Source organism: Paragemmobacter amnigenus (genome assembly GCF_009908265.2).
In the GTDB taxonomy this organism is placed as follows: Bacteria; Pseudomonadota; Alphaproteobacteria; order Rhodobacterales; family Rhodobacteraceae; genus Paragemmobacter; species Paragemmobacter amnigenus.
This window is the reverse complement of record NZ_JAAATX020000014.1, coordinates 69,549-95,589: the sequence shown is the minus strand read 5'-3', so window position 1 is coordinate 95,589 and position 26,041 is coordinate 69,549. Positions and strand designations below refer to the sequence as shown.

The following is a 26,041-nucleotide window of genomic DNA, read 5'->3' as shown; positions in this document are numbered from 1 at the left end:
GTTCGAAGATGGACAGATCAGGCTGCCTGATAGCTCGTGAAGATCTCGAGACTTCCATCCCGGCCAACCAGCAGGACGTCATAGGCGTCCCGACTGTCTTCTGATCCCATGCCGGGGGAGCCGTAAGGCATGCCGGGCACGGCAAGACCAACTGCATCAGGACGCTCGTCCAGGAGCCTTCGGATGTCCGCAGCCGGGACATGGCCTTCGAGAGCATAGCCGTCAACGGTCCCCGTGTGGCAGGAAAATGCCTTTGCTGGAATGCCCTGGTCCATCTTGAAGCGGATCAGCAACGTTCCCATCGACACCTCATCCGTAACCGTGAAGCCTTGCTCCCGCAGATAGTCGACCCATGCTTCACAGCACTCGCAGCCACGCCCCTTGACGACATGGATTGGCGGTTCTTCCTCTGCCTGAGCTTTGGCGGCAGGGGTTACGGCAAAGGCTGTTGCTGCAAGGATGACCTCGCGGCGGCCGATACGAAATTCCGTCATCCGCGTTCTCCGTCAGTTCCTGAAATGAAGCCAGTTTCGCTGCGCCAAGTGGCGAGCGCATTGAGATCATCTGCCGAAGCGATCTCCTGTTCCGGCAAGGCGTCCTGGTCCTTAGGGTCGACCGGTCTGCCGTCAACACGGACTTCGTAGTGAAGGTTGGGGCCGCTCACGAGACCTGTCGCCCCGACCGCGCCAATCTCGTCTCCAGCCTTGACACGCATCCCCTCGCGAACGCCTTCGGCAATTTCGGAAAGATGTGCATAGCGCGTGACGACCCCGCCGCCGTGATCGATGTCGATCGTGGTGCCATAGCCACGGATCGTACCCGCAAAGGTCACCCGCCCGGCGCCGGTCGCCGAGACTTCGGTTCCCACGGGTGCCGCGTAATCAATCCCGGTATGCATGCGAACCCCACCCAACACGGGATGGTTCCGGCGCCCAAAGACGGACGACAGTCGTGCACCAAGGATGGGTGCCGCTGAACGCTGCACGGCTTCGCCATCTTCAAAGACGATGATCGGGCCGGCGGCTTCGGTCGCAACGAGTTCGAGGACGCGATCAGTAAGCTCCAGCCGAGCGTAACTCAGGCGCGGCTCTCCCGCGATGGTGCCATCGGGAAGCTGATCTTCCTGCCAGACCAGCGCGAAGGTCTCTCCACCTTTGAGGTCGCGCCTGAAATCGACCTGGCCCGCAAGAAGTGCGGTTAGGTCAACCGCAAAGCGTTCCGGTGCATTTCGGGCCGTCAAGGCGTCGTAAAGGGTTCCGTTGAGGGTCAAGGTCTCACTCCGGTGCATCACACGAACCGGTGGGTCAAGCCGTTGTGCTGCTATCAGCCCGTCGAAGGTGAGAGCAATTTCCACTCCATCTTCCACGAACAATGAAAGGCGTGTCAGCGATGCCGGATCAGCGGACGCCGCAGTCCATTCGATCCGGTGGCCAGGTCGCAGGTCCGTCAGATCATACACTCCCGAGAGTGCCAGTGCGGCTTCTGCCCGGATCGTCGGGGGGACTCCAGCGTGTCCAAGGACACTGTCCAAAGTGTCACCGGCGGCGATTATCGCTTCGAATGCCATCGGCAAATGCGCCGTCGGAGGATCTGCCACTGCCTGGAGCGGGGCGAGAGATGCGACAGCAAGGATCAGAAATGCAGAGCGGATCATCTGGCAGAATGACCTTTCAACTGAGGGTTCGGCGGATTTTGGGAACGGCGAAGCGCCGGTCTTCATGGAAGTCGATGATGCTGGCAAAGCGCCCATCGGGGTGGAACAGGAACACACCGGCGGTGTGGTCCATCGTGTAGTCGCCGCCATCCTTGTCGACACGGCGATAGGTTACGCGAAAATCTGCGGCCGCCTTTGCCACCTCGTCGGCGGGACCCGTCAACCCGATGATGCGTGGGTCGAAGCTGCTGACGTAGTCCGCAAGGACAGCGGGCGTGTCGCGTTCCGGATCGACCGAAATCAGCGCCACGATCAAACGGTTCGCGTCGGCTCCCAGATCCTCGAGCCAGAGCGATATGTCGCTCAATGTGGTCGGGCAGACGTCGGGGCACCAGGTGAAGCCGAAGAACACCATGACCGGGTGACCGGCCCAGTCTGTGGGTCGAACGGACTGATCCCGGTGGTCGGTCAATGCCCAGGACATCTCGCCGATGGGCAAGGGCAGGACCTCGCTGAGAGCTGGCCTATTGCGCGTGCGATAAGCCCCGACGCCCAGCATGAAGGCGACGGCTCCGATGGCCCCTCCAGCGCCGAGGATTATTGCCCTGCGTCGGCGCAATCCGGACCCTCCGCGCGCAACGAAAGGACATCGACATTCACCGTGACCTCTCCGGCCTTTTCAAAGGTGAGGGTGACCGGAAAGCTGTCGCCTTCCTTCAGGGCTGTCGTCAGACCCATCAGCATGCCGTGGTATCCGCCAGGCGAAAGCTGCACGCTCTGGCCGGCCGGCACAGGGATGGACATCGCATGCGGCATTGATGCGATGCCGTCCTGAACGACAGTCTCATGCAGCATCGGCATACCAGCTGCAGGCGTCGCGATGCCAACCAGCGCGTCGTCGGTCGATCCGGTGTTCGTGATCTCCACATAGAAGACGCCGGGACGCCCCGCGCCGATGGTCGCCTTGGACCAGGCGTGCTCAACCGTCAGATCGCCGATGGCTACAGTCTCGCAGGCCATCGCGGCAGGTGCAGAGAGGGTCAGGGCTGCAGCAAGAAGAAAGTGATTCATGGGTCAAAGTCTCGATTGAAGGTCGGAAAGGATTTCGGCCGCCGGTGTGCCGTAGGTGAATTGACGCAGCCACGCGCCATCCGGGCCGATGAGATAGAGGCCGGGACTGTGCGCCATCGTGTACCCGTCTTGCGAAGCGGTATCGGCCTCCCGCTCATAGAAGATCTTGAAGCTTGCGGCCGCAGCCTGCGTTTCGGCCTCGCTGCCGGCCAAGCCGAGGATCGCTGGATGGAAGGCTTTGGTGTAATCAGCCAGCCCAAGCCGTCTGTCCCGTTCTGGATCGATCGAGATGAAAACTGGCTGCACCGATCCTGCGTCAGATCCAAGGTCATCCATGACTTGCGCGACTTCGGATAGCGTAGTCGGACAGACATCCGGGCAGCTTGTGAAGCCGAAGAACACCAATAGGAATTTTCCACGGAATTCGTCCGTCGTGCGGATGCGACCTTCGCTGTCAGCAAGCGCGAAGGCGGGCGTGAAGACAGAAGCTGCTGCTTGGGTGTCGTCCGTTGCCGGCCACCACCGCACCGCCGCGAAAGCAAGGACCGCCGCCGTCGCGGCGACCCAAAGTATGATCTGAAGAGAACGAAGACGCATGAACAGTCCAGATGATGAGAACAGCGTGCGGTCTAAAACCTCGAGCAACTAGAGGTTCAACCGACAAAAAGGTGAAGAGTGCAGCACCGGCGAGGTTTCGCCGATCAGGCCGCCCCAAGAAATCTGGCGAGGGCAATGCCGAGGAGGGTGCCGAACAGCCCGAAAGCGATGCCGAAGCCTGCGCCATACTGCAGGCGGTCAAGCGTCTTGCCGCCGCGTTTTTGGGCGAGATAGTAGCCACACAGGAATCCGACGATCCCGAAAACTGGTCCGATCATTTCTGGCTTCCTTTCACCACAGTCATTTCGCGCCAAACCCAGAAAGCGAAAACCCCCCAAGAGCCGAGTGCAAGAAGAAGCACGGACCAGTCGCCAAGACGGGCGTAAGGGGTCGGTGGTAGAGGCCTCGGCAAACGCATGTCGATTACGCCAGAAGTCTCGATGTCCAGGATCGCCTGTGTTTTGCCGTAGGCATCGACCACTGCCGAAATTCCAGTATTTGCGGCCCGCACGAGAGGTAGCCCCTCTTCGATGGCCCGCATCCGAGCTGACGCCAGATGTTGCTTTGGACCAATGGAGGTGCCGAACCAGGCGTCGTTGGTCGCATTGAAGATCCAGTCCGGTCGGATGGCATCATCGACAACGTGGCCGGGAAAGATGATCTCGTAGCAGATCGCGATGCCCGCATAGGGATGTGGGCCAAATGCAAGGGTGCGGGGACCCGGACCGGGGAGGAAATCACCTAGAGATTCGACCAATCGCTGAAATGGCAGGACACTCCGCCACGGCACATATTCGCCAAAGGGAACAAGGTGATGCTTTGCGTAGCGCGTCAGGACGGAACCGTCCGGCGCAATGGCGAGCACAGCGTTTCGGTACACCGTCCCGTCAGCGGTGACCTCCCGCTCAGGACTGCCAGCCAATAGGACGGCAGTATTCGGCAAGAGCCACCCAAGCATGACGCGGGCCCCAGTGTCCTCGGCGAGAAACCCTGGCCATGCAGTTTCTGGCCAAAGCAGGATATCGTAGTCGCCGGGGCGTGCAGAAAGCGAGAGAAGTCGGAGGATGTTGGCCTTCCGGGATCCTTCGTCCCATTTGGCGCTTTGCGCGATGTTCGGTTGCACGACGCGGATATGTGCGCCGCGCTCTGACGAGGGAACTGATAAAGCAAGGCGCGCAACGCCGAAACCGGCCACGGTGACCGCAATTGCGGTGGCGCTGGCGAAACGGATGACCTGCAACCTGCGAGCAGGCGCGCGGAAAGCCAGCCCGACCAGTGCCGAACAAAGCACCAAGAGGAACCCCAGCCCATAGCTGCCGACCAGGGAGGCCACTTGTGCGAAAGGCAACCAGTCGGCCAGCGTGTAGGCGGCAAGATTCCAAGGAAACCCCGTCAGAACGTGCCCCCGGAGCCATTCAAGGCCGGTCCAGCTTGTCGCGAGCGAAAGGGCCAGCGGCAATCCGGCGCGCGCCATTCGGGCGGCAAGGGCACAGGCGACCGCCGGAAACACTGCCAGCAGTGCCGCAAGACCGAGGACGGCAGGCAAGGCCAACCATCCGAACCGGTCCGCCTCGACCTGAAAACTTTCGGTGATCCAGAAAAGCCCGGGTATGCATTGGCCCAATCCAAACAGATATCCCAGTCGAAACGCGACAGGCCACGACGTGCCACGCAACATAATTACCAGCACTGCGAAGGCGATCAGCGCAAAGGGCAGGATCGAATATGGTGGCAAGGCCAAGACAAGTACGGCGCCAGCGGCCAGGGCCATGCCCAAGCTGGGCAGAACTTGAATCAGCTTTCCGCCGTAACGGGGATGTGCGTCTGAAGTGATCAATCCTGCGAAAGCCCCCGTCTTGAGACGCGAGGGCTAATTGCTATAGCTACTTGAGGTGCAAGGTATGCGTTTCTGGATCACGGCAATGTCAGAGTGTCGAGACCTGTTGGTCGACTTCGAGGGGCCGATCCGAAGCCTCGCAAGATGAACGGCGCGGAGCTTGGCGCGCTTGCGGCCCAAACCGTGCGCCGCTAACGGCTCTTTGATTTGTCCCGCTGGCAAGAGATCGTTACTCACCATTCCAAAACCTAGATTAAGGAGTGATCCATGGCCGATGATCGGATCGGGCGACGGGCCTTGATGGGCGGAGCAGTCGGGATGGCGAGTCTTGCGGCCTTACCAGCCTTGGCGCAGGACGGCACGACCGAGTTTCAGGCTCCTGTATCCGGCAGCGTGCGGAACAACGTGTCCAGCTTCCGGATGCCTCAGTGGCGGGACTATTTTGAGAATACTAAGGGCGGTGCGATTCTGGCGGACACCAAGTCACGCGCGCTGCATTATTGGTCAGAGGATCAGTCGATCTACCGGCTCTATCCCTCTTCAGTCCCTTTGTCCGAGGAACTGACGCGGCTCGGACGGACCGAAATTGTCCGCAAGGCCGTGAACCCACCGTGGCGTCCGACGGCTTCGATGTTGGAGCGCAACCCGGACTGGCCGAAAATGGTCGAGGGCGGCGCCAAGGACAACCCTCTTGGTGTCCGCGGAATGTATCTTTCCTGGCCTGCCTATTTGATCCACGGCACCCATGATACCCGGAAGATAGGTCGTAGATCATCGAACGGGTGCATCGGCCTCTACAATGAGCATGTCATTGAACTCTATGATTTGGCGCAGGTTGGCACTCAGGTGCTGCTGATCTAGGTCTATGGCTTTCTGAACGCATCAGGCTGACGTCGCCCGAAAGCTGGGCGGAAGGCGGGCTGATGTTTGCTTGCTTTCGCTAGGTCAAGTGTCCTCAGCCCAGTAGCACGGTCGACAGCAGGTTCACGTTCAGCACGATGATCACGGCGGCGATCAGCCAGCAAAGGCCGGTCAGCCAGCGGGGGGCGACCAGTTCGCCCATCTTGGCGCGGCTGGCGGTGAACATCACCAAGGGCACAATGGCGAAGGGAAGCTGGAATGACAGCACGACCTGGCTCAGGATCAGCAGTTCGCCTACGCCGCCGCTGCCGTAGAGCAGAATCACGAAGATCGCCGGGATGATCGCAAGGCCCCGGGTGATCAGGCGTCGCGCCCAAGGGGCGATGCGCAAGTTGATGAAGCCTTCCATCACGATCTGCCCGGCCATTGTGGCGGTGACAGTGGAGTTCAGGCCCGCGCACAAAAGCGCTACGCCGAACAGGACCGGCGCCAGCGAGGAGCCGAGCAAGGGCTCCAGCAACAGATGCGCCTTGTCGATCTCAGCCACATCGTTTTGACCCACGGTGTAGAAAGCCGCGGCGGCAAGGATCAGGATCGAGGCATTGATCGTCAGCGCGAACATTAGGGCGATAGTGCTGTCCCATGTCGCCAGCCGCAGCGCCTCGCGCTTGGCGGGCAGGTCCATGCCATAGGCGCGGGTCTGCACGATGCCCGAATGCAGATAGAGGTTATGCGGCATGACCGTCGCCCCGATGATGCCAAGCGCGAGGTAGAGCATTGTCGGGTTGTTGAAAATCTCGCGGCTTGGGGCAAAGCCTGCGATGACCTCGCCCCAGACCGGGTCGGCCTGCGCGATCAGCACGACAAAGCAGGCGGCGATCAGCGCCATCAGCGAGATGATCAGCGCCTCGATCCAGCGAAAGCCCTTGTTCTGCAGCCACAATATCAGGAACACATCGGCGGCGGTGATGAAGATGCCGATCTCCAGCGGAATCCCGAAGAGCAGATTCAGGCCGATGGCGGTGCCGATCACCTCGGCCAGATCGGTTGCGATGATCGCCAGTTCGGCAAAGATCCAGAGTGGTACAGACATCCATTTCAGAAAGGCATCGCGGCAGGCCTGCGCCAGATCGCGGCCCGAGGCTACCGCCAGCCGCGCGCAGAGAGACTGCAGGAGGATCGCCATGATGTTCGACAGAAGCGCGACGAACAAGAGCGTGTAACCGAACGCCGCGCCACCCGCGAGCGAGGTCGCCCAGTTGCCGGGGTCCATATAGCCCACCGCCACCAGGTAGCCGGGGCCTATGAAGGCGAGGAACCGGCGGAACCGGCTGGTGCCACCGTTTCCGACCGCGATGGTGCGGAAGACTTCGGAAAGGGAGGGGGTCTCGCTTTCCTGCCGCCAGGCATTGGTCGTCATGGCTCGTGGCACTCCCGGCTTGACCACGATCCCTACAAGACGTGGCACATAAAGTTAGACAATGCTAACATTCTGCCCCGCGCCTTTACTTGTCAATCCATCCCGTGCGACACTGCACGGATGACAGAGTTAGATCCTGAAACCCATGCCACGTCGGATGACCGGCCCGCGGACCTGCGCGCCGGGGCGTTTCAGGGTGTGCGCGAAGCCCGGCGCAATGAACTGGCCGAGGACTACGTCGAACTGATCGCCGAACTGATCCACGATCAGGGCGAGGCGCGCCCGGTGGACATCGCCGCCCGGCTTGGCGTGAAGGTGCCGACCGTGAGCAAGACCCTGGACCGTCTCGCGCGCGAGGGGCTGATCACCCGCGCGAAGTATCGGTCGGTCTTTCTGACAGACGCGGGCCGCGCGCTGGCCAAAGAATGCCGGCGTCGGCACGAGATCGTCTTGCGCTTTCTCATCAGCCTCGGCCTTGACCCCGAGACAGCGGAACGCGATGCGGAAGGCATCGAGCACCATGTCAGCGAGCGGACGCTGGCCCTGTTTTCGGCCTTCGCCAACCGGTCCTAAAGGCCGTCAGCTATTCTCGACCGCGAACCGCACATCGGCGATGAGGCTGTCGGCGCTGAAATTCTCCAGCCGTTTGCCATTAAGGAAGAAGGTTGGCGTTTGGCGGATAGCCAAGGCTTCCACGTCGGCCGCATCCTGATTCAGGATACCAGTGATTCCCGGGAAGAACTGGTCGGTCTCGGCCTTTTCGAGATCAAGGCCCGCAGCCCCGGCAATCTCCCATGCCACATCCATCTCAGGCGAGCCATGAACAGCCCAGCCAGGCTGCTGCTCAAGAAGTGCATCGAGGACAGGCTCGAACTTGTCTTGCATCCGCGCAGCCTCGAGGATGCGCACAGCCTCGTCCGAGCCTTCGTGGAAAACGGTGTAGCGCAGCACGACGCGGACCTGCGTCGGGAACTGCCGCCGGATTTCCTGCACCACCGGGTGGTAGGCACGGCAGGCCTCGCAGGAGGGGTCAAAAAATTCAACCAGTGTGACGGGCGCATCTGCGGGGCCGAAGCTGGGGGAATAGTCACGGACCAACAGTGCCTGATCTTCGGTTGGCGTGGCGGCGGCCGCCGCTTCTGCCTCGGCGTCGCGGCGCTGCTTCAGGACGAAGGCGCCACCCGCGAAGGCAGCAACACCAAGTGCGGAGGCTCCAAGGATAAGCGTGCGGCGGTTCATGGGCGGTGTCCTTTCGGCAGCATGAGACAGGCAAGGATCGCCGCAAAGGCGACCGCTGAGAGATAGGGGATCGGCAGGCCAAGGATCATCTGCGCCTCGCCGGTGCAGGAGGGGCCATTTTCGGTGCAGGGCACGACCGGCGCGGGCAAGAACCCTGCGTAAAGGCCCGAATGCCAGGCCGCCAGCGCCAGCCCGGACAGGACCAGCGGCAAGGCGTAGGCGCGCGCCATGCCATCGCCGCGCCAGAGTGACAGGCCAAGGATCGGCACCAAGGGGAACATGGCGATGCGCTGATACCAGCAGAGTGTGCAGGGCATCTGGCCCAGCACCTCACCGATGAAAAGCGCACCAAGCGTGGCCGCCAGAGCGATCAGGAAGGCCGCAGTCAAGGTAAGGTCGTCGCGCGACAGGGTTTGCGGGTCAGCTTTGGTCAAGAAGCGGCTCCTTGCGGCGACGAAGGGGAAGCGAGGCGGCAAGGATCAGGACCGCGCCCAAGGTGATGCAGATATCCGCAACGTTGAACGTGGGCCAGTGCCAGTCGCGCCAGTAAAGATCAAGGAAATCGGTCACGGCACCCTGCCGCACCCTGTCGATGATGTTGCCAAGCGCCCCGCCCACGACCAACGCAAAACCTGCCCGTTCCAGCGCGTGCTGCGCCCGGAATGCCATGACGGCGAAGGCAAGAGTCAGCGCGCCCGTCAGCGCCGCCATCAGGAGGGGCTTACCTGCCATGACCCCGCCCATCATGCCAAAGCTCGCGCCCGTATTGAACCCGAGGGAAAGGTTGAAGCCCGGCAGGACCGGGACCGCAGTCCCCTGTGACAGCAGCGACAGCGCTGCGGTCTTGGTCAACTGGTCTGCCACCACTGCGGCAGCAATCAGCGAAATCAGCATCACCCTTGTCATTCTGCTGCCCTGCTCTTCCTGCCGATCCAGCGTGGGACCGACGCGGCGTAACGATCATAGTCGGGCCCGATTGCCATGCGCAGGGCGGCCTCTTCGGACCGCACTTGCGCGCTGGCCGACCAGAGAAACAGGACTGGCGCGAGGATTGTAGGGAAAGAGGGAACCGCCATCGCAACACCTGCCAGCAGTGCCGCTTGTCCCACAAAGGTCGGGTTGCGGCTGAACCGGTAAAGCCCGCCGGAGACCAGATCGCCGGTTTCGCCGCCGACCACGCCGACGCGCCAGGATGATCCCATCGACATCTGAGCGGCAAAGGCCACCATCGCGCCAAGCCCTGCGACAAAGACCCCGACCAAGCCTAGAAGGACAGCACGCCCCTCGGTCCAGAGCGGGTCAACCTTGTGGAGCGCGGGAACGGCGAGCCAGAGGAGCGGCCCGAAGAAGGCGAATGCAAAGGCCGCGCGGAAACCGATTGCCGCCAGCCGGTCGCGCCCGGTGGCACGGGCAAACAGCCAGACCGGACGCCCCGCCGCTTGTGCGGCCAGGGCGCTGCCCCAGAAGAACAGCGCCAGATAACCGAAAAGAAGGGCCAGCGCGGCCCAGCCAAAACCGGAGATCATCTGCTCAGCCCTCGCGTTCCGGGTTAAACCGCAGCAGACGCAGGGCGTTTAGCGTCACAAGCACGGTTGCACCCGTGTCGGCGAGGATCGCGATCCAGAGGCCGGTCAGACCAAAGACCGAGGTCACGAGGAAGACGGCTTTCAGCCCGAGCGCTATGGTCACATTCTGGCGGATGTTGGCCATTGCTGCGCGCGACAGACGGATCGTGGCGGGAATGTCGGTCACCCGGTCACGAAGTATGGCCGCATCCGCCGTTTCCAGCGCCACATCGGTCCCCGATCCCATTGCCACGCCAACGCTTGCCTGTTTGAGCGCGGGGGCGTCGTTGATGCCGTCGCCGATCATCATCACGCCGCCTTTACTTCCGATCTCGCGGATGTAGGCAAGCTTGTCCTCAGGCAGCATGTCGGCCTCGAACTTCAGGCCGAGGCCTCCGGCGATCGCAGCGGCCGTGCGCGGGTTGTCTCCGGTCAGGATGACCGCAGTCACCCCCATCGCCGTCAACTGGCGCACCGCGTCTTTCGCATCCGCACGCGGCTCGTCCCGCATGGCGATCAGACCGAGCGGGGCCTTTTCGCGAAACACGGCGACCGCGGTCTTGCCGTCCTCCTCAAAAATCGTCGCCTGCCGAAGGCCAAGGCCATCCAGCCCGCCATGCTCCATCGCGTAGCGGGGCGAGGACACATAGGCCGCAGCGCCGCCCACGGTTGCAACAACGCCCTTGCCCATCAGCGCCTTTGCGTCTTGCGAGGGCAGCGCAGAAACGCCAGCGTCCTTGGCCTTGTTCAGGATCGCAATCGCCAGCGGGTGGCTCGAGCCGGTCTCGACGCCTGCCGCCACGGCCAGAAGTTCAGCTTCGGTGGTCGTCCCGAACGGCACCAGATCCGTCACCTGCGGGCGACCATGCGTCAGCGTCCCGGTCTTGTCGAAGGTCACAACATCCACCTTCGCCGCCGCTTCGATCACGGCACCGCCCTTCATCAACAGGCCACGCCGCGCCCCGGTGGACATGGCCGAAGCGATGGAGGCGGGGACCGAGATGACTAGCGCACAAGGGCAGCCGATCAGCAGGAGGGCAAGGCCGCGGTAAACCCAAGTGTCCCAGGGCTGGCCGAAGACCAGCGGTGGCACCACGATGACCAGCGCCGCGACGGCGACGATGGCAGGCATGTACCAGCGGCTGAACCGGTCGATGAAGCGTTCGGTCGGGGCACGCGCCTCTTCGGCCTCTTCAACCAGACGGATGATGCGGGCGATGGTGTTGTCCTCGGGACCTTTGGTCACTTTGACCCGCAGGGCCGCCTCGGTGTTGATTGCGCCGGCAAAAACCGCGTCCCCGGGGCCGCGCGTCTTGGGCACGCTTTCCCCGGTGACCGGGCTTTCGTCCACGCCCGAAGTGCCATCCACGATCTCGCCATCGGCCGGAATCCGGTCACCGGGGCGGACAAGGACTGTCTGGCCCACAGACAGGCTTGCGGCTGGAACCTCGCGCGTGCTGTCACCTGTAACGAGTTGCGCCGTCTTCGGCACAAGATTGGCCAGCGCCCGGATCCCGTCTCGCGCCTTGCCGGCGGCCACGCCTTCCAGCACCTCGCCCACGGCGAACAGAAACACCACCAGTGCCGCCTCTTCCGCTGCGTTGATGAACAGCGCGCCGACGGCGGCAATCGTCATCAGGCTTTCGATGGTGAAGGGCTGTCCCATCCGCAGCGCCGCAAAGGCGCGCTGCGCTACCGGAGCCACGCCGATCAAGCAAGCGGCAACGAAGGCCCACTTACCGATCTCGGGGGCAAGATACTCGATGACCCAGGCGGCACCCAGCAGCAGGGCGGTAAAGATGACCAGCTTGCCCTTGGCGGTCTGATACCAGCGCTTGCCCCGGTCGGCGGGGTCGTCATGAACGTGGCCGGGGCTGCCGTGACCGCTATCGTCGCGCTTGGTGCTGGCCGCCTTAGAGCCGTGGTCGTGACCAGAATGATCGTGGCCAGCGGGAGCTTGGGCGGAGTGATCATGATCTTCATACATGTCGCTCTGCTCAGGTACGGATTGGGTCCCCGGCAAAACGAAGTCCTTCTTCGCACCGGCGGCGCGCGGCGCAATCTCATAGCCAAGCGCACGGACGGTCTTCTCGATCTTGTCCCGCCCGGTTTGTCCCTCATCCAGCGTCAAGCGCAGGCGTTCCGACATGATGCCAACCTCGACGCCGCTTACCCCCGGCAGGCGCGTCACCGCATCCTTGATCTTGGTCGCGCAGGACCCGCAGTCCATGCCCGTCACCGTCCAGTCACAGGATGTTTCGCGTGCAGCTTCCGACATCGTCATTCCTCCTGCCGCTGAGCGGGCAGTTGCTTTCATCGAATCAGGAACCTAATGTCTCTAGCAACTATAGCTTCAAGGAGAATCTGATGCTGACTATCGGAAAGTTGGGCGAGGCTGCCGGGGTGAAGGTGCCGACGATCCGGTACTACGAGCAGATCGGCCTGCTTCCTGAAGCAGAACGGAGCTCGGGGAACCAGCGGCTGTATGGCCGCAGAGCGATGGAACAGCTCGCCTTCATCCGTCATGCGCGGGATCTGGGCTTCACGCTGGAGGCCATACGCGACCTTCTCAGCCTATCAGACCGCCCGGATCAGTCCTGTGCTGCCGCCGATGCCATTGCAAGGGCGCAACTTGCGGAGGTTGAAAGCCGCCTTGCGCGCTTGATCGCTTTGAAGGCCGAACTTGAACGTATGGTCGTTCAGTGCGCGGGAGGGCGCATTGCTGACTGCCGGGTGATCGAAGTGCTGAGCGATCACTCGCTTTGCGCCCACGACCATCTCAGCGTTCCGAAGTCTGTCGACGCAAGTTTGGCCCTGCCCGCCAGCACATCTTCTTCGAACTGATCGAAAGATTGATCTCGATCAATGCGCAAGTGTGGGCTGGGTGTAGCCTTCATAGCAGGGGACACAAGGATGCAATCTGATGGGCAAGGTTACCATAACATTGTCGGCACTCGCACTCATTGCTTCGGCAGCCCTTGTACCTGCCCTCGCCCAGCAAGGTTCACCGTGCTGCCGCGACTGGTGGGGTCCGGGCTGGATGGGTCCCGGCCACATGACACCCGATGGTATGGGTCGGGATATGTGGGGCTGGGGGATGATGGGGCCAGGCCAGCAGGCGCGGATGCAACGGCATTGGACCTACATGAATGAAGGTGTTCCCTCTGCGTATCGCGGCGCGCGCAATCCCTTGCGGTCGACGGATGAGACTCTGGCTGCCGGAGCAACACTCTACGCCGAAAACTGCGCCAGATGTCACGGGCCTACGGGCTTTGGCGATGGTGAGGAAGGTCGCAGCCTGACGCCGTCGCCGGCGTTGCTCAACTACTTGGTCCAAATGCCGATGGCGGGCGACGAGTACCTGCTTTGGACTGTATCAGAAGGCGGAAAGGCTTTCGAAACCGCTATGCCAGCTTTTAAGGATAGCCTGAGTGAGGACCAGATCTGGTCGATTATTGCCTACATGCGTGCGGGATTCCCATCGGGCCAACAATAATGATCCTGACAACATTCGTCTGTGCCGGATGGTCTGTTCCGTAGGGATATCCGGACGCTGCATCAGCGTGTTTCTGGTCGGCTAGCCGGATGTCTGCGCGTGCGAAGTGGTCGTTCGCGAGATGAGCGTGCGGCACGCTGAAGGTTCAGCTAGTGGGCACTGAGGGATCATTTTACCGTGGGCGTGAAGTCGTTGCCTATTAACATCCCTCCCAGATAGACACTAAAGCGCCTAACGGGGGAAAAATGCGCTTAGGCGACTGAGTGTCGCTCACGGTGATGCGACTTGATCTCGCTACCCAAATCCAACACAAACCAATGATGCAAGCGGTCCTGCGCCTTTTCCTTGCCTTGATCCTGACCGTGGCGGTGCTCGTCTCGGCCACGTCGCAACCTGCTTCTGCACTGACGAACGAAATCGCCATGGCCGCGATGCCCTGCTGCGACGACGATTGCCCTGATGACCCGTCTTGCGAACTGGCCTGCATTGCCATGCTTCGCTGTGCTGTCAACACAAGCGTCTTGCCGACACCTTTGGTAGACACCGGGGTCTTCGCGGCCCTGATTTCCGCGATCGGATATTCGGACCCACCCTGGTCAGGCGACGGCCTGCGACCAGAAGGATTGAAACGACCTCCGCGCATCTGACGACTGCGTGTTTCGACACGCCGCCAATGCAAGTGATGCCCGCGCCTCTGGCTAGGGCACCCGTCGTTCCAATAATCCTCATGAGGTCCCCAATATGCGTCTTTTCCGCATTCGTTGCGCTGCGCTGGCGCTTGCCCTGTCCTCAACGACTGCCTATGGCGGCGCTGAAGATTTCCGTTTTGAACTGGTATCCACGGATCATCGCGTCGGGTCGGGCGCGATTGTCGAGGTCAGCCTGACGGACCTACGAACCGGCACGCCCGTCGAAGGTGCCGTGATTTTTGCCACCCGCATGGACATGGCCCCTGATGGCATGGAGACGATGACCTCTCCTGTCACCGCAATGCCTGCGGAGACTCCGGGCAACTACCGCTTTGCGACAGATATCACCATGGCCGGTGGCTGGCGGTTTTCGATTGCCGCCAAGGTGCAGGGCGAAGAGGAGACGGTCGAAGCTCAGATCGATCTGAAAGCAACCCCATGAGCGTCCTCGGGAAACTGATGGTGATCACGCTTGTCGCCGCAGGTGCCGGATGGGCTGGCCTCAAGGCCGGAGAGGGTGGCATCACCCTCTCCGGCCTGCAGGATCTCGCGCAAACGCAGATCGCCCTTCTTGCGGGCCAAGAGGTTGTCACCGAGCAGCGCTCTGATGCAACCGGGCCTGTCATCTACTGGAGGCATCCAGATGGACTGCCCGAATGGTCGGCATCCGAACAGCAAACGGCGGATGGGCGAGCCTTCCTGCCTGTCCTGGAGAGCGAGGATATCTCACTGGGCCCCGCTCCTGATCTCCCTGCCGAAGCGGCCATGGTGGAAACAGGTGAGCGGACCATCCTCTACTACCGCAACCCGATGGGCCTGCCCGACACCTCGCCAGTGCCGAAGCAGGACTCAATGGGGATGGATTACATTCCCGTCTATGACGGTGAAGATAGTGATGACGGGTCGGTCACTGTCAGCCCTGGCAAGTTGCAGCGTACCGGGGTGCGGACGGCCGAAGCGGTGCTGGCCCCACTGGCGGCCACATTACGCGCGCCGGGCATCGTGGAACTGGACGAACGCCGGATCAGCGTGATCTCGCTGCGCGCAGACGCCTTCATAGAAACCGTCGCCGATGTGACCACAGGCAGCACGATCGCCGAAGGTGCGCCGCTCGTGACGCTCTATTCACCCGAGATCGCTGCCGCTCTTGCACAGTTCCTAACCGACGTGCGGTCGGAAGGACGGTCAAGGGAGGGCGCGCGGCAACGATTGGAAAACCTCGGCGTGCCGGGAGAGGTGATCGACCGCATCGCGACCGAGGGCCAGACGACAGTGAGTATTCCGATCATGGCCCCGCGCAGCGGCGTGGTGCTGGAGCGGATGGCGGTCGAAGGCATGATGTCGGAAGCGGGCGATACCCTGTTCCGCATCGCTGACACCTCGACCGTCTGGGTCATCGCCGAAGTGCCTGAAGCGGCGCTGATGGAGATTGCAGTAGGAACAGAGGTTCGGGTGAGCTTTCGTGGCCTCACGGATGGCCCGATTCCGGGCCGTATCGACACCATTTACCCCGAGATCGATATGATGACCCGCACTGGAAAGCTGCGGATTGAATTGCCGAACCCGGACGGGCGCCTACGCGCCAACATGTTCGCCGAGGTCGAAATCATGCTCGGCGGTGCACCCGTGGTGCAGGTACCAGAGGGTGCTGTGATCGACACCGGCGACAGGCAGGTGGTGATCCTTGATCTGGGTGAAGGGCGGTTCCGGCCCGAACCTGTGACCGTGGGGCGCAAGGGCGACGGCATGATCGAGATCGTCAGCGGCGTGGGCGCGGGCGACATAGTGGTCAGCTCTGCCACCTTCTTGATCGACGCCGAAAGCAACCTCAATGCGGCTTTGGCTGCCCTTGCAGCGCCCGGATCCACCCCGGAGGCCAACCCATGATCGCCCGCATTATCGAATGGTCGGCCCGCAACGTGCTGCTTGTGCTCTTTGCCACCGTCTTTACCGTGGCTGCGGGCCTTTGGTCCCTGCGCACACTGCCGATCGACGCCATCCCCGATCTGTCGGATGTGCAGGTGATCGTGCTGACCGAATATCCTGGGCAAGCGCCGCAGGTGGTCGAAGATCAGGTGACCTATCCCCTCACTTCGGCCATGCTGACCGTGCCACAGTCACGCGTGGTGCGCGGGTTCTCGTTCTTCGGCATCTCTTTCGTCTACATCATCTTCGAAGATGGCGTGGACCCCTACTGGGCCCGCTCGCGCGTGCTGGAATACCTCAACGCCGCCGCAGCACGTTTGCCGGATGGAGTGACGCCCGCGCTTGGGCCAGATGCGACGGGCGTGGGCTGGGTCTATCAATACGCGCTGAAGGGCGAGAACCTGAGCCTGGCCGAGCTGCGGTCCTTGCAAGATTGGGTAATGCGTTTTGCCATCAGCGGTGCCGACGGCGTGTCGGAAGTCGCCAGCGTCGGCGGGTTTGTGAAACAATACTCGATCACCGTCGATCCGGTGCGGATGCGGGCGCTTGGCATCACCCTGTCCGAGATCGGTGAGGCAGTTGCGGCCAGCAACATGGACACCGGCGGGCGCACGGTCGAGCTGTCGGAATTCGAGTTCATGGTGCGCGGGCGCGGCTATCTGGACGGCATAGCCGATCTGGAAATGGTCCCGATCCGTGCTGAGGGGGGCGTGCCGGTTCTGCTGCGCGACGTAGCGCGGGTCGAGATCGTGCCCGATGAGCGTCGGGGCATCGCAGAGCTTAATGGCGAGGGAGAGGTCGCCAGCGGCATCGTGCTACAACGAGTGGGGGCCAATGCACTCGACGTGATCGATAACGCCAAGGTCGAGATCGAGACCATCGCGCGAAGCCTGCCCGAGGGGGTGGAGATCGTCACCGTCTATGACCGGTCCAACTTGATCCTGTCAGCCATTGAAACCTTGCGGACGACACTTCTTGAGGAAAGCATCGTCGTGGCGCTGGTCACATTTGTCTTCCTGCTGCATGTCCGCTCGTCGCTGGTCGCCATCATCATGCTGCCGGTGGGCCTCTTGATGGCCTTCACCGCCATGCGCGCGCTTGGCATCGGGGCCAATATCATGAGCCTTGGCGGCATCGCTATCGCCATTGGCGCGATGATCGACGCCGCCATCGTGATGATTGAAAACGCCCACAAGCATCTGGAACGGGCGGAACCCGGCAAGCCACGGGTGGAAGTGCTGATCGAAGCCGCGTCCGAGGTTGGCCCGGCGCTGTTCTTCAGCCTGCTGATTATCACCGTCTCCTTCCTGCCGATCTTCGCGCTGGAAGGGCAAGAGGGCCGCCTATTCGGCCCCTTGGCTGCAACCAAAACTTTCGCCATGGCGGCCGCAGCGCTCTTGTCAGTGACGCTGGTGCCCGCGCTGATGGTGATCTTCGTGCGCGGGCGGATCGTGCCGGAACACCGCAACCCGGTGAACCGCGCCCTGATCGCGATCTACCGACCCGTCATCCAATGGGTGCTGCGGGCGCGGGTGTTCACAATCACGCTCGCGCTGGTGGCACTGGTCGCCACAATCTGGCCCGCGCGGCAGTTGGGGTCCGAATTCATGCCCGCTCTGGACGAGGGCACGATGATGTACATGCCCACCACCCTGCCGGGCTTGTCCGTCACCAAAGCAGCGGAGTTGATTCAGATGCAGGACCGCATCATCCGCAGCTTCCCGGAAGTCGAGACCGTCTTCGGCAAGGCGGGACGTGCGCTGACGGCAACCGACCCGGCCCCTACCGAGATGTTCGAGACGATCATTCAGCTGAAGCCGAAGGATGAGTGGCGCGAGGGCGTCACGATGGAAAGTCTGCGGCTGGAAATGGACGCCGCCCTGCAATTCCCCGGCGTCTCGAACGCCTGGACCCAGCCGATCCGCGCCCGCATCGATATGCTGGCCACCGGCATCCGCACTCCTGTGGGGGTGAAAGTCTTCGGCACTGACCTTACAGAAATGGAGGCAGTCGCGCGGCAGGTCGAGGCGGTGCTGCGGAATGTTCCCGGCACCACCAGCGCCTATGCCGAACGGGTGATCGGCGGCTATTACCTCGACATCGTGCCCGACCGGGAACGGCTGGCGCGTTACGGCCTGTCGATCCAGGACGTGCAGGAGGTTATCGCCATGGCGCTTGGGGCCGAGGCGATCACTCAGACCGTCGAGGGACGCGAGCGCTACAACGTGGCACTGCGCTATCCCGCAGCGCTGCGCCAGGATCCCGAGGCCATCGCGCAAGAGGTTCAGGTCGCGCTTCCGGGTGGTGGCACTGTGCCCCTGGGCGAGGTCGCCGCTGTCGAGCGTACACGGGGTGCGACGTCGATCCGCACTGAGAACGGTCAGCTTGCCGTCTACATCTTCGTGGACATCGCGGGCCGCGATCTGGGCGGCTATGTCGCCGAGGCACAAGCGGCAGTGGCTGGCGAAGTGATCCTGCCGCCCGGCTATTCGCTGGGCTGGAGCGGTCAGTTCGAATACCTCGAACGTGCCAAGGCTCGGCTGGCAATCGTCGTGCCGATCACACTGGCGGTGATCTTCCTGTTGCTGTTTCTCAACTTCCGCCGCCTGACCGAAACCCTGATCGTCATGCTATCGCTGCCTTTCGCGCTCGTCGGCGGGGTCTGGCTGATGTGGTGGATGGGGTTCAACACCTCGGTGGCAGTCGCGGTCGGGTTCATCGCGCTGGCCGGCGTGGCGGCGGAAACCGGGGTAATCATGCTGATCTACCTCGACCATGCATTGGCGGAACGCAGGGCCGAGGTCGCCCGCGCAGGACGCCCATTCACCCGCGCCGATCTGGATGCCGCGATCATGGTCGGCGCTGTCGAACGGGTGCGGCCCAAGATGATGACGGTGGTGGCGATCATGGCGGGCCTGATGCCGATCCTTTGGGCGCATGGCACCGGGTCTGAGGTTATGAGCCGTATCGCCGTGCCGATGATCGGTGGGATGGTGTCGTCCACCATCCTGACGTTGGTCGTGATTCCGGCTGTCTACGCACTGATCAAGGGGCGCGGGCTGGCGAAGGCAGGAGACCTTGCCAACGGTGGTGCCGTCGTGAAGCCAATGGGTCAATCCCTGGTTTGAAAGTGGTCGGAGAAACCCCGGCAGAAATGATTGGAGCAAGCATGTCCGAGGTCTCTCTTCCGCATCAAGCCATCTCATCGCGAGATTTCTCCTGCCAAAACGGCGCGTCCGTGCACGGCAAGGATTGCAGTGAACCTTGGACAGCCGAACTGTCGGACGACATCTAGGACACGAGCATCGTAGGCGGCTTGGCCAATCAGGCTGCACAAATCCGATGCGTGAAACTGTCGGTTGGCACTAGGAGCAGCCCGAATCTGCTGATGGAGCTCGAGCGTTTTCGGATCTTCTTTGGCCAGCAGCTCCGGCTCCGATGAAAACGTTGGAGCCCGGCTTGACGAACTGGTCCGCCAGCGCCGCATGAAGCCGAGCAAGTAGCCAGCCGGGACATGGGCATTGCCGCGCGACTGGTTGAAAGTCAGGAAACGTTCCCAGATGATCTGCGTATCGACGTTCCAGCAGGCAAGCGACACCTTCGCTGACTTGATCAATTCTGCCCAAGGCGTGTGGTAGACGCTGGCTACTGCGCCGATCTCGATCTTTCCTGCAAAGATAGTTTTGTTCTTAGAGTCTCCAGATAGTGATGTGTCGCCTGCAGATGACACGACATCTGGCGCTGTTCCAGTTGCGATATGCCCCCCGAACCGGAACAGCCAGGGCGCAAACTTGCCATTGGGCTTCCACCGGGCCAGCGCCAAGCCGGACGCCGCGAGCTCGACCAGGAGCGCCGTCAGATGCTGCCGGGAAACCCCCATCTTTTCGGCGAGGTGCGCCAGCGTGAACGCGGCCGTTCCGCGTTCAAGCCCGTTGTAGCCATCCTTCCAGGCGATGCCGTCGAGGATGATCGTCGCGAGCTTATGGGCCGCAGTGGAGAGTGGTGTTTCGGTGATGCGGCGCAGGATGGCGCCGGTCGTGAGTTCCATGATGTGTCGTTCCGTCTTGGGGCGACACCAGACCGTGAGCCGTGCAAAATTTCGTTCCGGCAAAGGCATTTGCCGGTTGAACGGACCCAAAGCTCGCGCTAGATTTCCATCACCACGAGGAAATCAGTGCGGCGTCGGGCCTATGGTCTGGCGTCGTTTCTGTTTCTGGGGATCCGGTCACTCGATCGTTTCGTGGGAGGGCGGTCGTTCATGTTCTCAGTAATGAACCTCTTCGTGTCCGTAGCTCCCTTCATAGTCGCGCCATTCGACGAAAACAGACCGGTGCCAATAGCTGCGACAGTCTGCCGGCACGGTGAGGTCTGAGGCGGTCGGCACCGCAGAAATGCTGCTCCGACGACGGCTGTAGTCGCCCTGAGCGCCATAGGTGCCCATGTACACGGCGCCCCAGCTGTTGCAGTCGCCGTCAGAGTTGCGTCTCTGCTGGTAGGTGATCTCGAACACGCGGATCGAGCGGACAAAGTCAAACGCCGGATCGGAGATATCGACATCTGCCCGATCCTGGACGAGCTGAGGTGCCCACGGCGTTTTCGGGACAGAGATGAGCGGGGCAGTCTCTCCGCGAACGGCGATGTCGAACAGGCGCTCGATCGGTTTGGCCTCGCCGCGGAAACTCGCCCGCATCGGGCAGTTCCAGATTTGCAGCGGTGGCTCGACCGGCCATGGCGTGATCCGGGCAATGAAGACGGTGCGGGCATGGGCGCACTCGGTCGAGGCTGGCCAGCCGCCTGCGAGGCAGAGAAGGATCGCGCAATCGACGGGGTAGGCTTGTGCCGGAGCCGCAACAGAAAGTGACATGGCGGTCGCTGCCAGGGCGGCCGCAGCTCGTAGTCTTGTCATGGGAGTTTCCTTGTGAAGATGCCAGGAGGGGAAGGGTAGGGGGACCTGATCTCACGCGGTCATCCGTCCGGGTCCTCGCCAAGAGCCTGGTAGTCGTGGATCGCGCGGTTGATCTCTTCGGACACCTGGGCTCGCGCGGCATCCAGACAGCGCAGATAGGTCTGCGCCTCATCGAAATAGGCCGTGAACTCCTGCCCGATCTCCACGCGATATTCCGCGCGCGTGGCAGCATCGGTCACCGGTGCAGGCGGGACCGGCGGCAAGCAGTCCAACGCCGTCGCACCTTGAGCGACGCCGCAGACAGGCATCGTGAACAGGGCGGCGGCGGCGAGGCAAGCGTGTCTGGAGCGGAGAAGGGGCATGCACGGTCCGCGGTTTCAAAACATGTGCATGAATTGCAAAACACCTCTATTGACGCAACAGGATTCTACCGCTAGGTGAGCGCCATGTTGTGCGACGACATGTTTCTCATCAGCGCAACCTGCACTATGTTCTGCCGTAAGCGTGTTGCTTCGGAAGGTGCCTACCCATGAGGAACTTGACCCCGGTGATCTTGCAGGCCGGACTTAAGGAGGCCCTGACCGAAGGCGGCATCGTCGAAGCCCTCTGTGTCGAGGACGCAAAGAAGGTTCTCAATGTTTGGCAAGGCACCTGGCGCATTCAATTGCGCTTGGGCGACCAGACAGCCCTTCTGGTGATCTCACGCGGGCTCGAACCCCGGGAGTTCAAGACCGTCACTGGTCTCATCTCCTTCGCGGTCGAGCTGGGTCTGACCACGGTCCCCGTTCCTTTGAAGACGGGCGAGAAGGCGACCTGGACCCATGACGCAGCGGTGGAGCCTATTCCCTGATCTGACCCTATGCTGCGGGCTGGCGCTTTGGCTCATCGGCGCACAAGGTGCCGTCGCCGAGGTGATCGACCTTGGGGCAGGGGCAGAGGACCTCAGGGTTCTGGCCAGTGTTCTCGATTTTGGCAAAGAGCTTCCCAAACGCGGCGATCTGGACGACGACGCGTTCGCAGAAGAAGCTGGGGCCGATGCTGAAGACGAAGGTCTCGTCGTTCTTGCGTCCTACGGCACGGCCCAGAAGGGCAGGGGACCGCGTGGCACGGCCGAGATCGAGGATCTCGTTCTTGACGTGGGCGACGACTATCTCCGCCACCCTGCGCTGAAAGCGGCGGGACTTTCCGGGACGGAATGGCTCGCGCTCTTTCGGGCCAACATCGCGGTGGAATCCGCCTTCAATCCGGATGCGCGCTCACCGGTCGGAGCTATCGGGCTTGGCCAACTGATGCCAGGAACTGCTGATCTCCTCGGTGTCGACCCCCATGATCCTGAAGACAACCTGCACGGCTCTGCACGCTATCTCCTCGCCCAGCTTGAGAACTTCGGCGCCGCAGACCTTGCTCTGGCTGCCTACAACGCCGGCCCCGAATCGGTCCGCGACTATGGCGGCATTCCCCCTTATGCCGAAACCGAAGGCCATGTGGCCAAGGTTCTACGGCTGACCAACGCAACCCTCTCATCGGATTAACTTCCCCACATGTTCCGGACTTTTTTCGGCGCGCGTTTTCCGCGCCTGGCTTTGCACACCCTTTTGCTGGCACTGCCCTTCGCGGCGATCCTCGCTGAACCTGCGCTCGCACAGAACCTCGACCCCCTAGAGAACATGCTTCAGGTCATCGTTGACGGGCTGACCGGCCCGATCGGTCGCCTGATCGCCATCCTCGCTGTGGTGGCCGCGGGCTACATGATGTTCACCGGCCGCCTGAACTGGCCCCTGTTCCTCGCCATCTTCTTCGGCGTGGTCCTGGTCTTCTCGGCCGCGACGATCATCGATGGCTTCGCAGCCCCCTGAGGCTGATGCCAGCAGGGCAGGGGGTGCGGTTTACCCCTCTGCCCTGCGGCCTGATCCGGACCCTTTCGTATGCATAACGCGCCTCTGTTTCTCGGCCTCACCAGGCCGCCGAAGATCTTCGGCCTGCCCATCGGCTACTTCGTGAGCCTGATGCTGGGCTCGGTCATTCCCTTCGTTGGGGCAAACGACTGGCGGTTTTTGCTGATCGGCGTCGTCGGCTATCCGATCTTGTGGTTCGTTGCGGATCGCAACCCGAACCTCTTCGAGACAGTCGCGGTGGTCTTTTCCCGGACACCGCGTGCGCACGGCAAGTCGGCCTTTGGCGGAGATCGCCATGTCAGCTGACTTAAAGTCCCTTTTGCCTGCCACACCGGCCCTTCGATCTGTCTTGCGGCCCGAGGATCTCGCAGCCGAGACCCTCGCCCGACATTTGCCCTGGCTCTCCGCACCTGCGGACAATCTGATCCTGACCCGTCAGGGGGATCTGATCGCCTCAGCCGTGGTCGAGGGGCAGGACAGTTTCACGACGGAAGAGGGGGACCTCTCGCTCGCGACCATTTCGCTTGCGCGGCTGATCGGCCAGCTGGGCGAAGGTTTCGGGTTTCACGTCTCAAAGCTGACCCTGCCGGATGCACCTCAACTGAAACCCTTCGATGGTGAGGGCACTGGGGCGGAATTCGCTGCCATGGTCGATGGCCGTTGGCAGGGACATCTTCGCTCCCGCACTTTGAAGCGCCGGGTGCTGATGGTCTCACTTATTCTGCGCCCCACCGCGCTAAAACGGGCTCCGCTGATCGGTGCTCTCTTCAAGGCAGCGTTCACAGGTGATCTTGGCCAGCGGATCGAACGCTTGAATGAAGCGATGGGCCTGCTTGCCGGTGCCTGCCAGGGATTGGGCTTCCGGCGCTTGAGCATCTCTTCCGGGGAATGGCTCGGTCTTCTGGGCGTCGTTCTTGGTCAGCCGATGGCCAAAGTACTTCCAATGCGCGGCCAGTTTCTCAGCGAGGCCGTAGCATCATCGCAGATGACCTTTTCTGGCAAGCGGGTGGAAATCGAAACCTGCGCCGGGCAGCGCTTTGGGACGATTTTCGGCGTGAAATCCTACCCCGCCCGTACCTGGGCCCGGATGCTCGATGCCCTGGAGTTACCCTACGACATCGTCATCTCCAACAGCTTCACGCCCGCCCGCAACAACGAGATCGAAGAGCGCATCAAGCGCACGGCGCGCCAGATGCGCGCCTCCGAGGACGCCGCCGAAACCTTGCGTGAGGAACTCTACGAGGCTGCGGACAACGTCGCCTCGGGCCGACAGGTCTTTGGCAAGCATCACCTGACCGTCATGGTCACGGCGGAAAGCCCTGAACGGCTGGAAGAAGCAGCCTCTGAGGTCTGGCGGGCAGGGCAGGACTGCGGGGCTACCTTGGTGCGCGAGAGTTTCGCCGCCCGCGCAGCGTGGTTTGCCCAAGCCCCGGGCAACTGGGCCTACCGTCCACGCACCGCACTGCTGTCAGCCCAGAACTTCGCGCACCTCGCGGCGCTCCACCGGGTGACGGAAGGTCGCTCCAAGGTGCAATCGCCCTGGGGCGAGACGATCACGGCACTGCCGACGGTGACATCGAGCCTCTACCGCTTCAATTTCCACGACAAGGGTGAGCGGGGTGCCGAGCCGAGCGCTGGACACACGCTGGTTCTCGGCCGCACCGGATCCGGCAAGACCCTTGGCACGGCCTTTCTGATGGCGCAGGCCCGGCGGGTGCATGCCCGCATCCTCGTCATCGACAAGGACCGGGGCCTCGAGATGGCTGTGCGCGCTTTGGGCGGAAGCTATTCCGCAATCAGGATCGGCGAGGCGACAGGCCTGAACCCATTCCAGACCGAGGTCGACGAGCGGGGGGCGGCCTGGCTCACCGACTGGCTCGGTGACATTCTTGCAGGTGTACGGCCCTTCGAGACCGCCCAAACCGTCAGTCTCAACGCCGCCGTTCGTCAGATCGTTTCCGCTGATCCGCGGCTTCGGACGTTCGATGGCCTGGCAACCCTCGTCGCTTCGACCGACGACGAGGGCGATCTGGTAGGCAGAGTCCGGGAATGGGGGCAGGGGGGTCGGCATGGCTGGCTCTTTGGGCCCGGGGCCACATCTCAGATCAGTCTGTCCGAAGATGTGGTCGGCATCGACATGTCGGAAATCCTCGATCTCGGAACCGAGCGCTCGGCGCTTTTGGCCTATCTCTTCCGTCGCATCGATCGGGTGATCGAGGATCGTCGTCCGACCCTCATCGTCATCGATGAAGCCTGGAAGATGCTCGACGATCCGATCTTCGAGAAGCGCCTGCACGATTGGCTGGTCACCATGCGGAAGAAGAACGCCGTGGTGATGATGCTGACCCAGACGCCGACGCACCTGACCCGGGTCAAGGTCGGCCAGATCATCGCGGAAAGCGTGGTGACCCAGCTTCTCTACCCGAACCCGCGCGCCAACCCCGAGGATTATCGGATACTGCGGCTGAACGAGAAAGAGGCCGAGTTCCTCTGCACGCCGACGGGCGGCCTGCGCCTCGCCCTCCTGCGCTCGGCCGGAGACTCGGTCTTCGTGAACATGGATCTCGCGGCCCTCGGGCCCGCGCTCGCCGTCCTCGGCGGTGGCCGATCCGGTGAAGACCGCGCCCCCTATGGCTGGCGCGACACCAACGATTTCTGGAAGGATATGACGTGACCCGACGACGCAACCGCCTGATCCCTCTCTCCCTTCTCGGGATCACCCTCCTGTCTGCCTGCGCCGGCGTCGAAACGGGGGCCGTCTCGCCCTGCCACGGCCAGTTCCGCGCCGAAGGCAAGTACTTCGCTGTGCGGGAGCAAACTAACGGCACGACAGTAATCGTCTCGACGATGAACGCCCCCGACGCCCATTGCGCGAACTGAGCCAC

At 62.3% G+C, this 26,041-nt stretch carries 30 protein-coding genes; 14 read left to right on the top strand and 16 right to left on the bottom strand.

Translation table 11 applies throughout. The features are described 5' to 3' along the window. Nucleotides 1-17: 17 nt before the first annotated feature. The 7 genes from GU927_RS18205 to lnt are packed head-to-tail and all read right to left on the bottom strand — an operon-like array spanning nt 18 to nt 5,093. The gene (locus GU927_RS18205) at nt 18-494 is read right to left on the bottom strand and encodes a DUF411 domain-containing protein (protein ID WP_125327810.1); all 477 of its coding nucleotides are present in this window, start codon (nt 492-494) and stop codon (nt 18-20) included. Beyond that, nucleotides 491-1,720: a M23 family metallopeptidase gene (locus GU927_RS18200; protein ID WP_217765722.1), complete on the bottom strand. Its 1,230-nt coding sequence runs from the start codon at nt 1,718-1,720 to the stop codon at nt 491-493. The genes GU927_RS18205 and GU927_RS18200 overlap by 4 nt, the downstream gene beginning before the upstream one ends. Next, on the bottom strand, nt 1,671-2,213 hold the full coding sequence (locus tag GU927_RS18195) for an SCO family protein (protein WP_174258199.1): 543 nt from the start codon (nt 2,211-2,213) through the stop codon (nt 1,671-1,673). Before GU927_RS18195 ends, GU927_RS18200 begins: the two co-directional genes overlap by 50 nt. A 38-nt stretch (nt 2,214-2,251) precedes the next feature. Further along, nucleotides 2,252-2,725 (bottom strand): copper chaperone PCu(A)C, encoded by a 474-nt coding sequence (locus tag GU927_RS18190; RefSeq protein WP_125327813.1) that lies wholly within the window; start codon nt 2,723-2,725, stop codon nt 2,252-2,254. A 3-nt stretch (nt 2,726-2,728) separates the two neighbouring features. Continuing rightward, nucleotides 2,729-3,370 carry an SCO family protein gene (locus tag GU927_RS18185; RefSeq protein ID WP_232489269.1) on the bottom strand — a complete coding sequence of 214 codons (642 nt, stop codon included), beginning with the start codon at nt 3,368-3,370 and terminating at the stop codon, nt 2,729-2,731. A 56-nt stretch (nt 3,371-3,426) separates the two neighbouring features. Next, nucleotides 3,427-3,600 (bottom strand): hypothetical protein, encoded by a 174-nt coding sequence (locus GU927_RS18180; RefSeq protein WP_164517408.1) that lies wholly within the window; start codon nt 3,598-3,600, stop codon nt 3,427-3,429. Continuing rightward, nucleotides 3,597-5,093: an apolipoprotein N-acyltransferase gene (gene lnt, locus GU927_RS18175; RefSeq protein WP_161763849.1), complete on the bottom strand. Its 1,497-nt coding sequence runs from the start codon at nt 5,091-5,093 to the stop codon at nt 3,597-3,599. The genes GU927_RS18180 and lnt overlap by 4 nt, the downstream gene beginning before the upstream one ends. Nucleotides 5,094-5,426: 333 nt before the next feature. Here lnt and GU927_RS18170 point away from each other — a divergent pair, with 333 nt between their 5' ends. Next, nucleotides 5,427-6,020 carry a L,D-transpeptidase gene (locus GU927_RS18170; protein ID WP_125327815.1) on the top strand — a complete coding sequence of 198 codons (594 nt, stop codon included), beginning with the start codon at nt 5,427-5,429 and terminating at the stop codon, nt 6,018-6,020. A 94-nt stretch (nt 6,021-6,114) separates the two neighbouring features. Here GU927_RS18170 and GU927_RS18165 read toward each other — a convergent pair whose 3' ends face one another. Further along, nucleotides 6,115-7,440, bottom strand: coding sequence for an Nramp family divalent metal transporter (locus GU927_RS18165; RefSeq protein ID WP_125327816.1), 1,326 nt, complete (start codon nt 7,438-7,440; stop codon nt 6,115-6,117). Nucleotides 7,441-7,560: 120 nt separating this feature from the next. On the opposite strand from GU927_RS18165, the gene mntR reads away from it, so the two are divergent. Continuing rightward, entirely contained in the window at nt 7,561-8,013 is a 453-nt protein-coding gene (mntR, locus tag GU927_RS18160; RefSeq protein ID WP_125327817.1) for a manganese-binding transcriptional regulator MntR, read from the top strand. Nucleotides 8,014-8,019: 6 nt separating this feature from the next. Here the strand turns inward: mntR and GU927_RS18155 are convergent, their stop codons facing one another. From GU927_RS18155 to GU927_RS18135, 5 genes are read right to left on the bottom strand one after another with little or no spacing between them, the layout of a single operon-like run. Beyond that, the gene (locus tag GU927_RS18155; protein WP_125327818.1) at nt 8,020-8,679 is read right to left on the bottom strand and encodes a DsbA family protein; all 660 of its coding nucleotides are present in this window, start codon (nt 8,677-8,679) and stop codon (nt 8,020-8,022) included. After that, complete coding sequence (locus GU927_RS18150) at nt 8,676-9,113, bottom strand: disulfide bond formation protein B (RefSeq protein WP_125327819.1); 438 nt, start codon at nt 9,111-9,113, stop codon at nt 8,676-8,678. Before GU927_RS18150 ends, GU927_RS18155 begins: the two co-directional genes overlap by 4 nt. Beyond that, nucleotides 9,100-9,585 carry a signal peptidase II gene (gene lspA / locus GU927_RS18145; RefSeq protein ID WP_125327820.1) on the bottom strand — a complete coding sequence of 162 codons (486 nt, stop codon included), beginning with the start codon at nt 9,583-9,585 and terminating at the stop codon, nt 9,100-9,102. Before lspA ends, GU927_RS18150 begins: the two co-directional genes overlap by 14 nt. Next, the gene (locus tag GU927_RS18140; protein ID WP_125327821.1) at nt 9,582-10,205 is read right to left on the bottom strand and encodes a methyltransferase family protein; all 624 of its coding nucleotides are present in this window, start codon (nt 10,203-10,205) and stop codon (nt 9,582-9,584) included. The genes lspA and GU927_RS18140 overlap by 4 nt, the downstream gene beginning before the upstream one ends. Before the next feature lie 4 nt (nt 10,206-10,209). Then, nucleotides 10,210-12,528 (bottom strand): heavy metal translocating P-type ATPase, encoded by a 2,319-nt coding sequence (locus GU927_RS18135; RefSeq protein WP_125327822.1) that lies wholly within the window; start codon nt 12,526-12,528, stop codon nt 10,210-10,212. A gap of 83 nt (nt 12,529-12,611) precedes the next feature. Here GU927_RS18135 and GU927_RS18130 point away from each other — a divergent pair, with 83 nt between their 5' ends. From GU927_RS18130 to GU927_RS18105, 6 genes are all read left to right on the top strand, one after another. Further along, entirely contained in the window at nt 12,612-13,088 is a 477-nt protein-coding gene (locus tag GU927_RS18130; protein ID WP_125327896.1) for a MerR family transcriptional regulator, read from the top strand. 79 nt (nt 13,089-13,167) lie between these two features. Then, nucleotides 13,168-13,740: a c-type cytochrome gene (locus tag GU927_RS18125; protein WP_125327823.1), complete on the top strand. Its 573-nt coding sequence runs from the start codon at nt 13,168-13,170 to the stop codon at nt 13,738-13,740. Between the two features lie 263 nt (nt 13,741-14,003). Beyond that, nucleotides 14,004-14,387 carry a hypothetical protein gene (locus GU927_RS18120; RefSeq protein ID WP_125327824.1) on the top strand — a complete coding sequence of 128 codons (384 nt, stop codon included), beginning with the start codon at nt 14,004-14,006 and terminating at the stop codon, nt 14,385-14,387. Nucleotides 14,388-14,481: 94 nt separating this feature from the next. Next, complete coding sequence (locus tag GU927_RS18115) at nt 14,482-14,871, top strand: FixH family protein (RefSeq protein WP_125327825.1); 390 nt, start codon at nt 14,482-14,484, stop codon at nt 14,869-14,871. Beyond that, a complete protein-coding gene (locus GU927_RS18110) occupies nt 14,868-16,316 on the top strand; it encodes an efflux RND transporter periplasmic adaptor subunit (protein WP_125327826.1) in 1,449 nt (482 codons plus the stop codon). Before GU927_RS18115 ends, GU927_RS18110 begins: the two co-directional genes overlap by 4 nt. Beyond that, nucleotides 16,313-19,483 (top strand): efflux RND transporter permease subunit, encoded by a 3,171-nt coding sequence (locus tag GU927_RS18105; protein WP_125327827.1) that lies wholly within the window; start codon nt 16,313-16,315, stop codon nt 19,481-19,483. Before GU927_RS18110 ends, GU927_RS18105 begins: the two co-directional genes overlap by 4 nt. Nucleotides 19,484-19,557: 74 nt before the next feature. On the opposite strand, the gene GU927_RS18100 is transcribed toward GU927_RS18105, so the two are convergent. The 3 genes from GU927_RS18100 to GU927_RS18090 all read right to left on the bottom strand — a co-directional run bounded on the left by GU927_RS18100 (nt 19,558) and on the right by GU927_RS18090 (nt 21,500). Continuing rightward, nucleotides 19,558-20,403, bottom strand: coding sequence for a hypothetical protein (locus tag GU927_RS18100; RefSeq protein WP_126976264.1), 846 nt, complete (start codon nt 20,401-20,403; stop codon nt 19,558-19,560). A gap of 216 nt (nt 20,404-20,619) precedes the next feature. Next, entirely contained in the window at nt 20,620-21,261 is a 642-nt protein-coding gene (locus GU927_RS18095) for a hypothetical protein (RefSeq protein ID WP_164517409.1), read from the bottom strand. Between the two features lie 59 nt (nt 21,262-21,320). Beyond that, on the bottom strand, nt 21,321-21,500 hold the full coding sequence (locus GU927_RS18090) for a hypothetical protein (RefSeq protein WP_161763848.1): 180 nt from the start codon (nt 21,498-21,500) through the stop codon (nt 21,321-21,323). Between the two features lie 290 nt (nt 21,501-21,790). Between GU927_RS18090 and GU927_RS18085 the strand changes: the two genes are divergently transcribed. The 6 genes from GU927_RS18085 to GU927_RS18060 all read left to right on the top strand — a co-directional run bounded on the left by GU927_RS18085 (nt 21,791) and on the right by GU927_RS18060 (nt 26,036). Continuing rightward, on the top strand, nt 21,791-22,111 hold the full coding sequence (locus GU927_RS18085; protein WP_161763847.1) for a hypothetical protein: 321 nt from the start codon (nt 21,791-21,793) through the stop codon (nt 22,109-22,111). Next, complete coding sequence (locus GU927_RS18080) at nt 22,083-22,793, top strand: lytic transglycosylase domain-containing protein (protein WP_161763846.1); 711 nt, start codon at nt 22,083-22,085, stop codon at nt 22,791-22,793. The genes GU927_RS18085 and GU927_RS18080 overlap by 29 nt, the downstream gene beginning before the upstream one ends. Before the next feature lie 9 nt (nt 22,794-22,802). Beyond that, nucleotides 22,803-23,117 carry a TrbC/VirB2 family protein gene (locus GU927_RS18075; protein ID WP_161763845.1) on the top strand — a complete coding sequence of 105 codons (315 nt, stop codon included), beginning with the start codon at nt 22,803-22,805 and terminating at the stop codon, nt 23,115-23,117. Between the two features lie 69 nt (nt 23,118-23,186). Further along, nucleotides 23,187-23,462 carry a type IV secretion system protein VirB3 gene (locus GU927_RS18070; RefSeq protein WP_161763844.1) on the top strand — a complete coding sequence of 92 codons (276 nt, stop codon included), beginning with the start codon at nt 23,187-23,189 and terminating at the stop codon, nt 23,460-23,462. Beyond that, nucleotides 23,437-25,830, top strand: coding sequence for a VirB4 family type IV secretion/conjugal transfer ATPase (locus tag GU927_RS18065; protein ID WP_217765721.1), 2,394 nt, complete (start codon nt 23,437-23,439; stop codon nt 25,828-25,830). The genes GU927_RS18070 and GU927_RS18065 overlap by 26 nt, the downstream gene beginning before the upstream one ends. Further along, nucleotides 25,827-26,036, top strand: a complete 210-nt coding sequence (locus GU927_RS18060; protein ID WP_161763842.1) for a hypothetical protein — start codon at nt 25,827-25,829, stop codon at nt 26,034-26,036. The genes GU927_RS18065 and GU927_RS18060 overlap by 4 nt, the downstream gene beginning before the upstream one ends. The last annotated feature ends 5 nt before the right edge of the window (nt 26,037-26,041 follow it).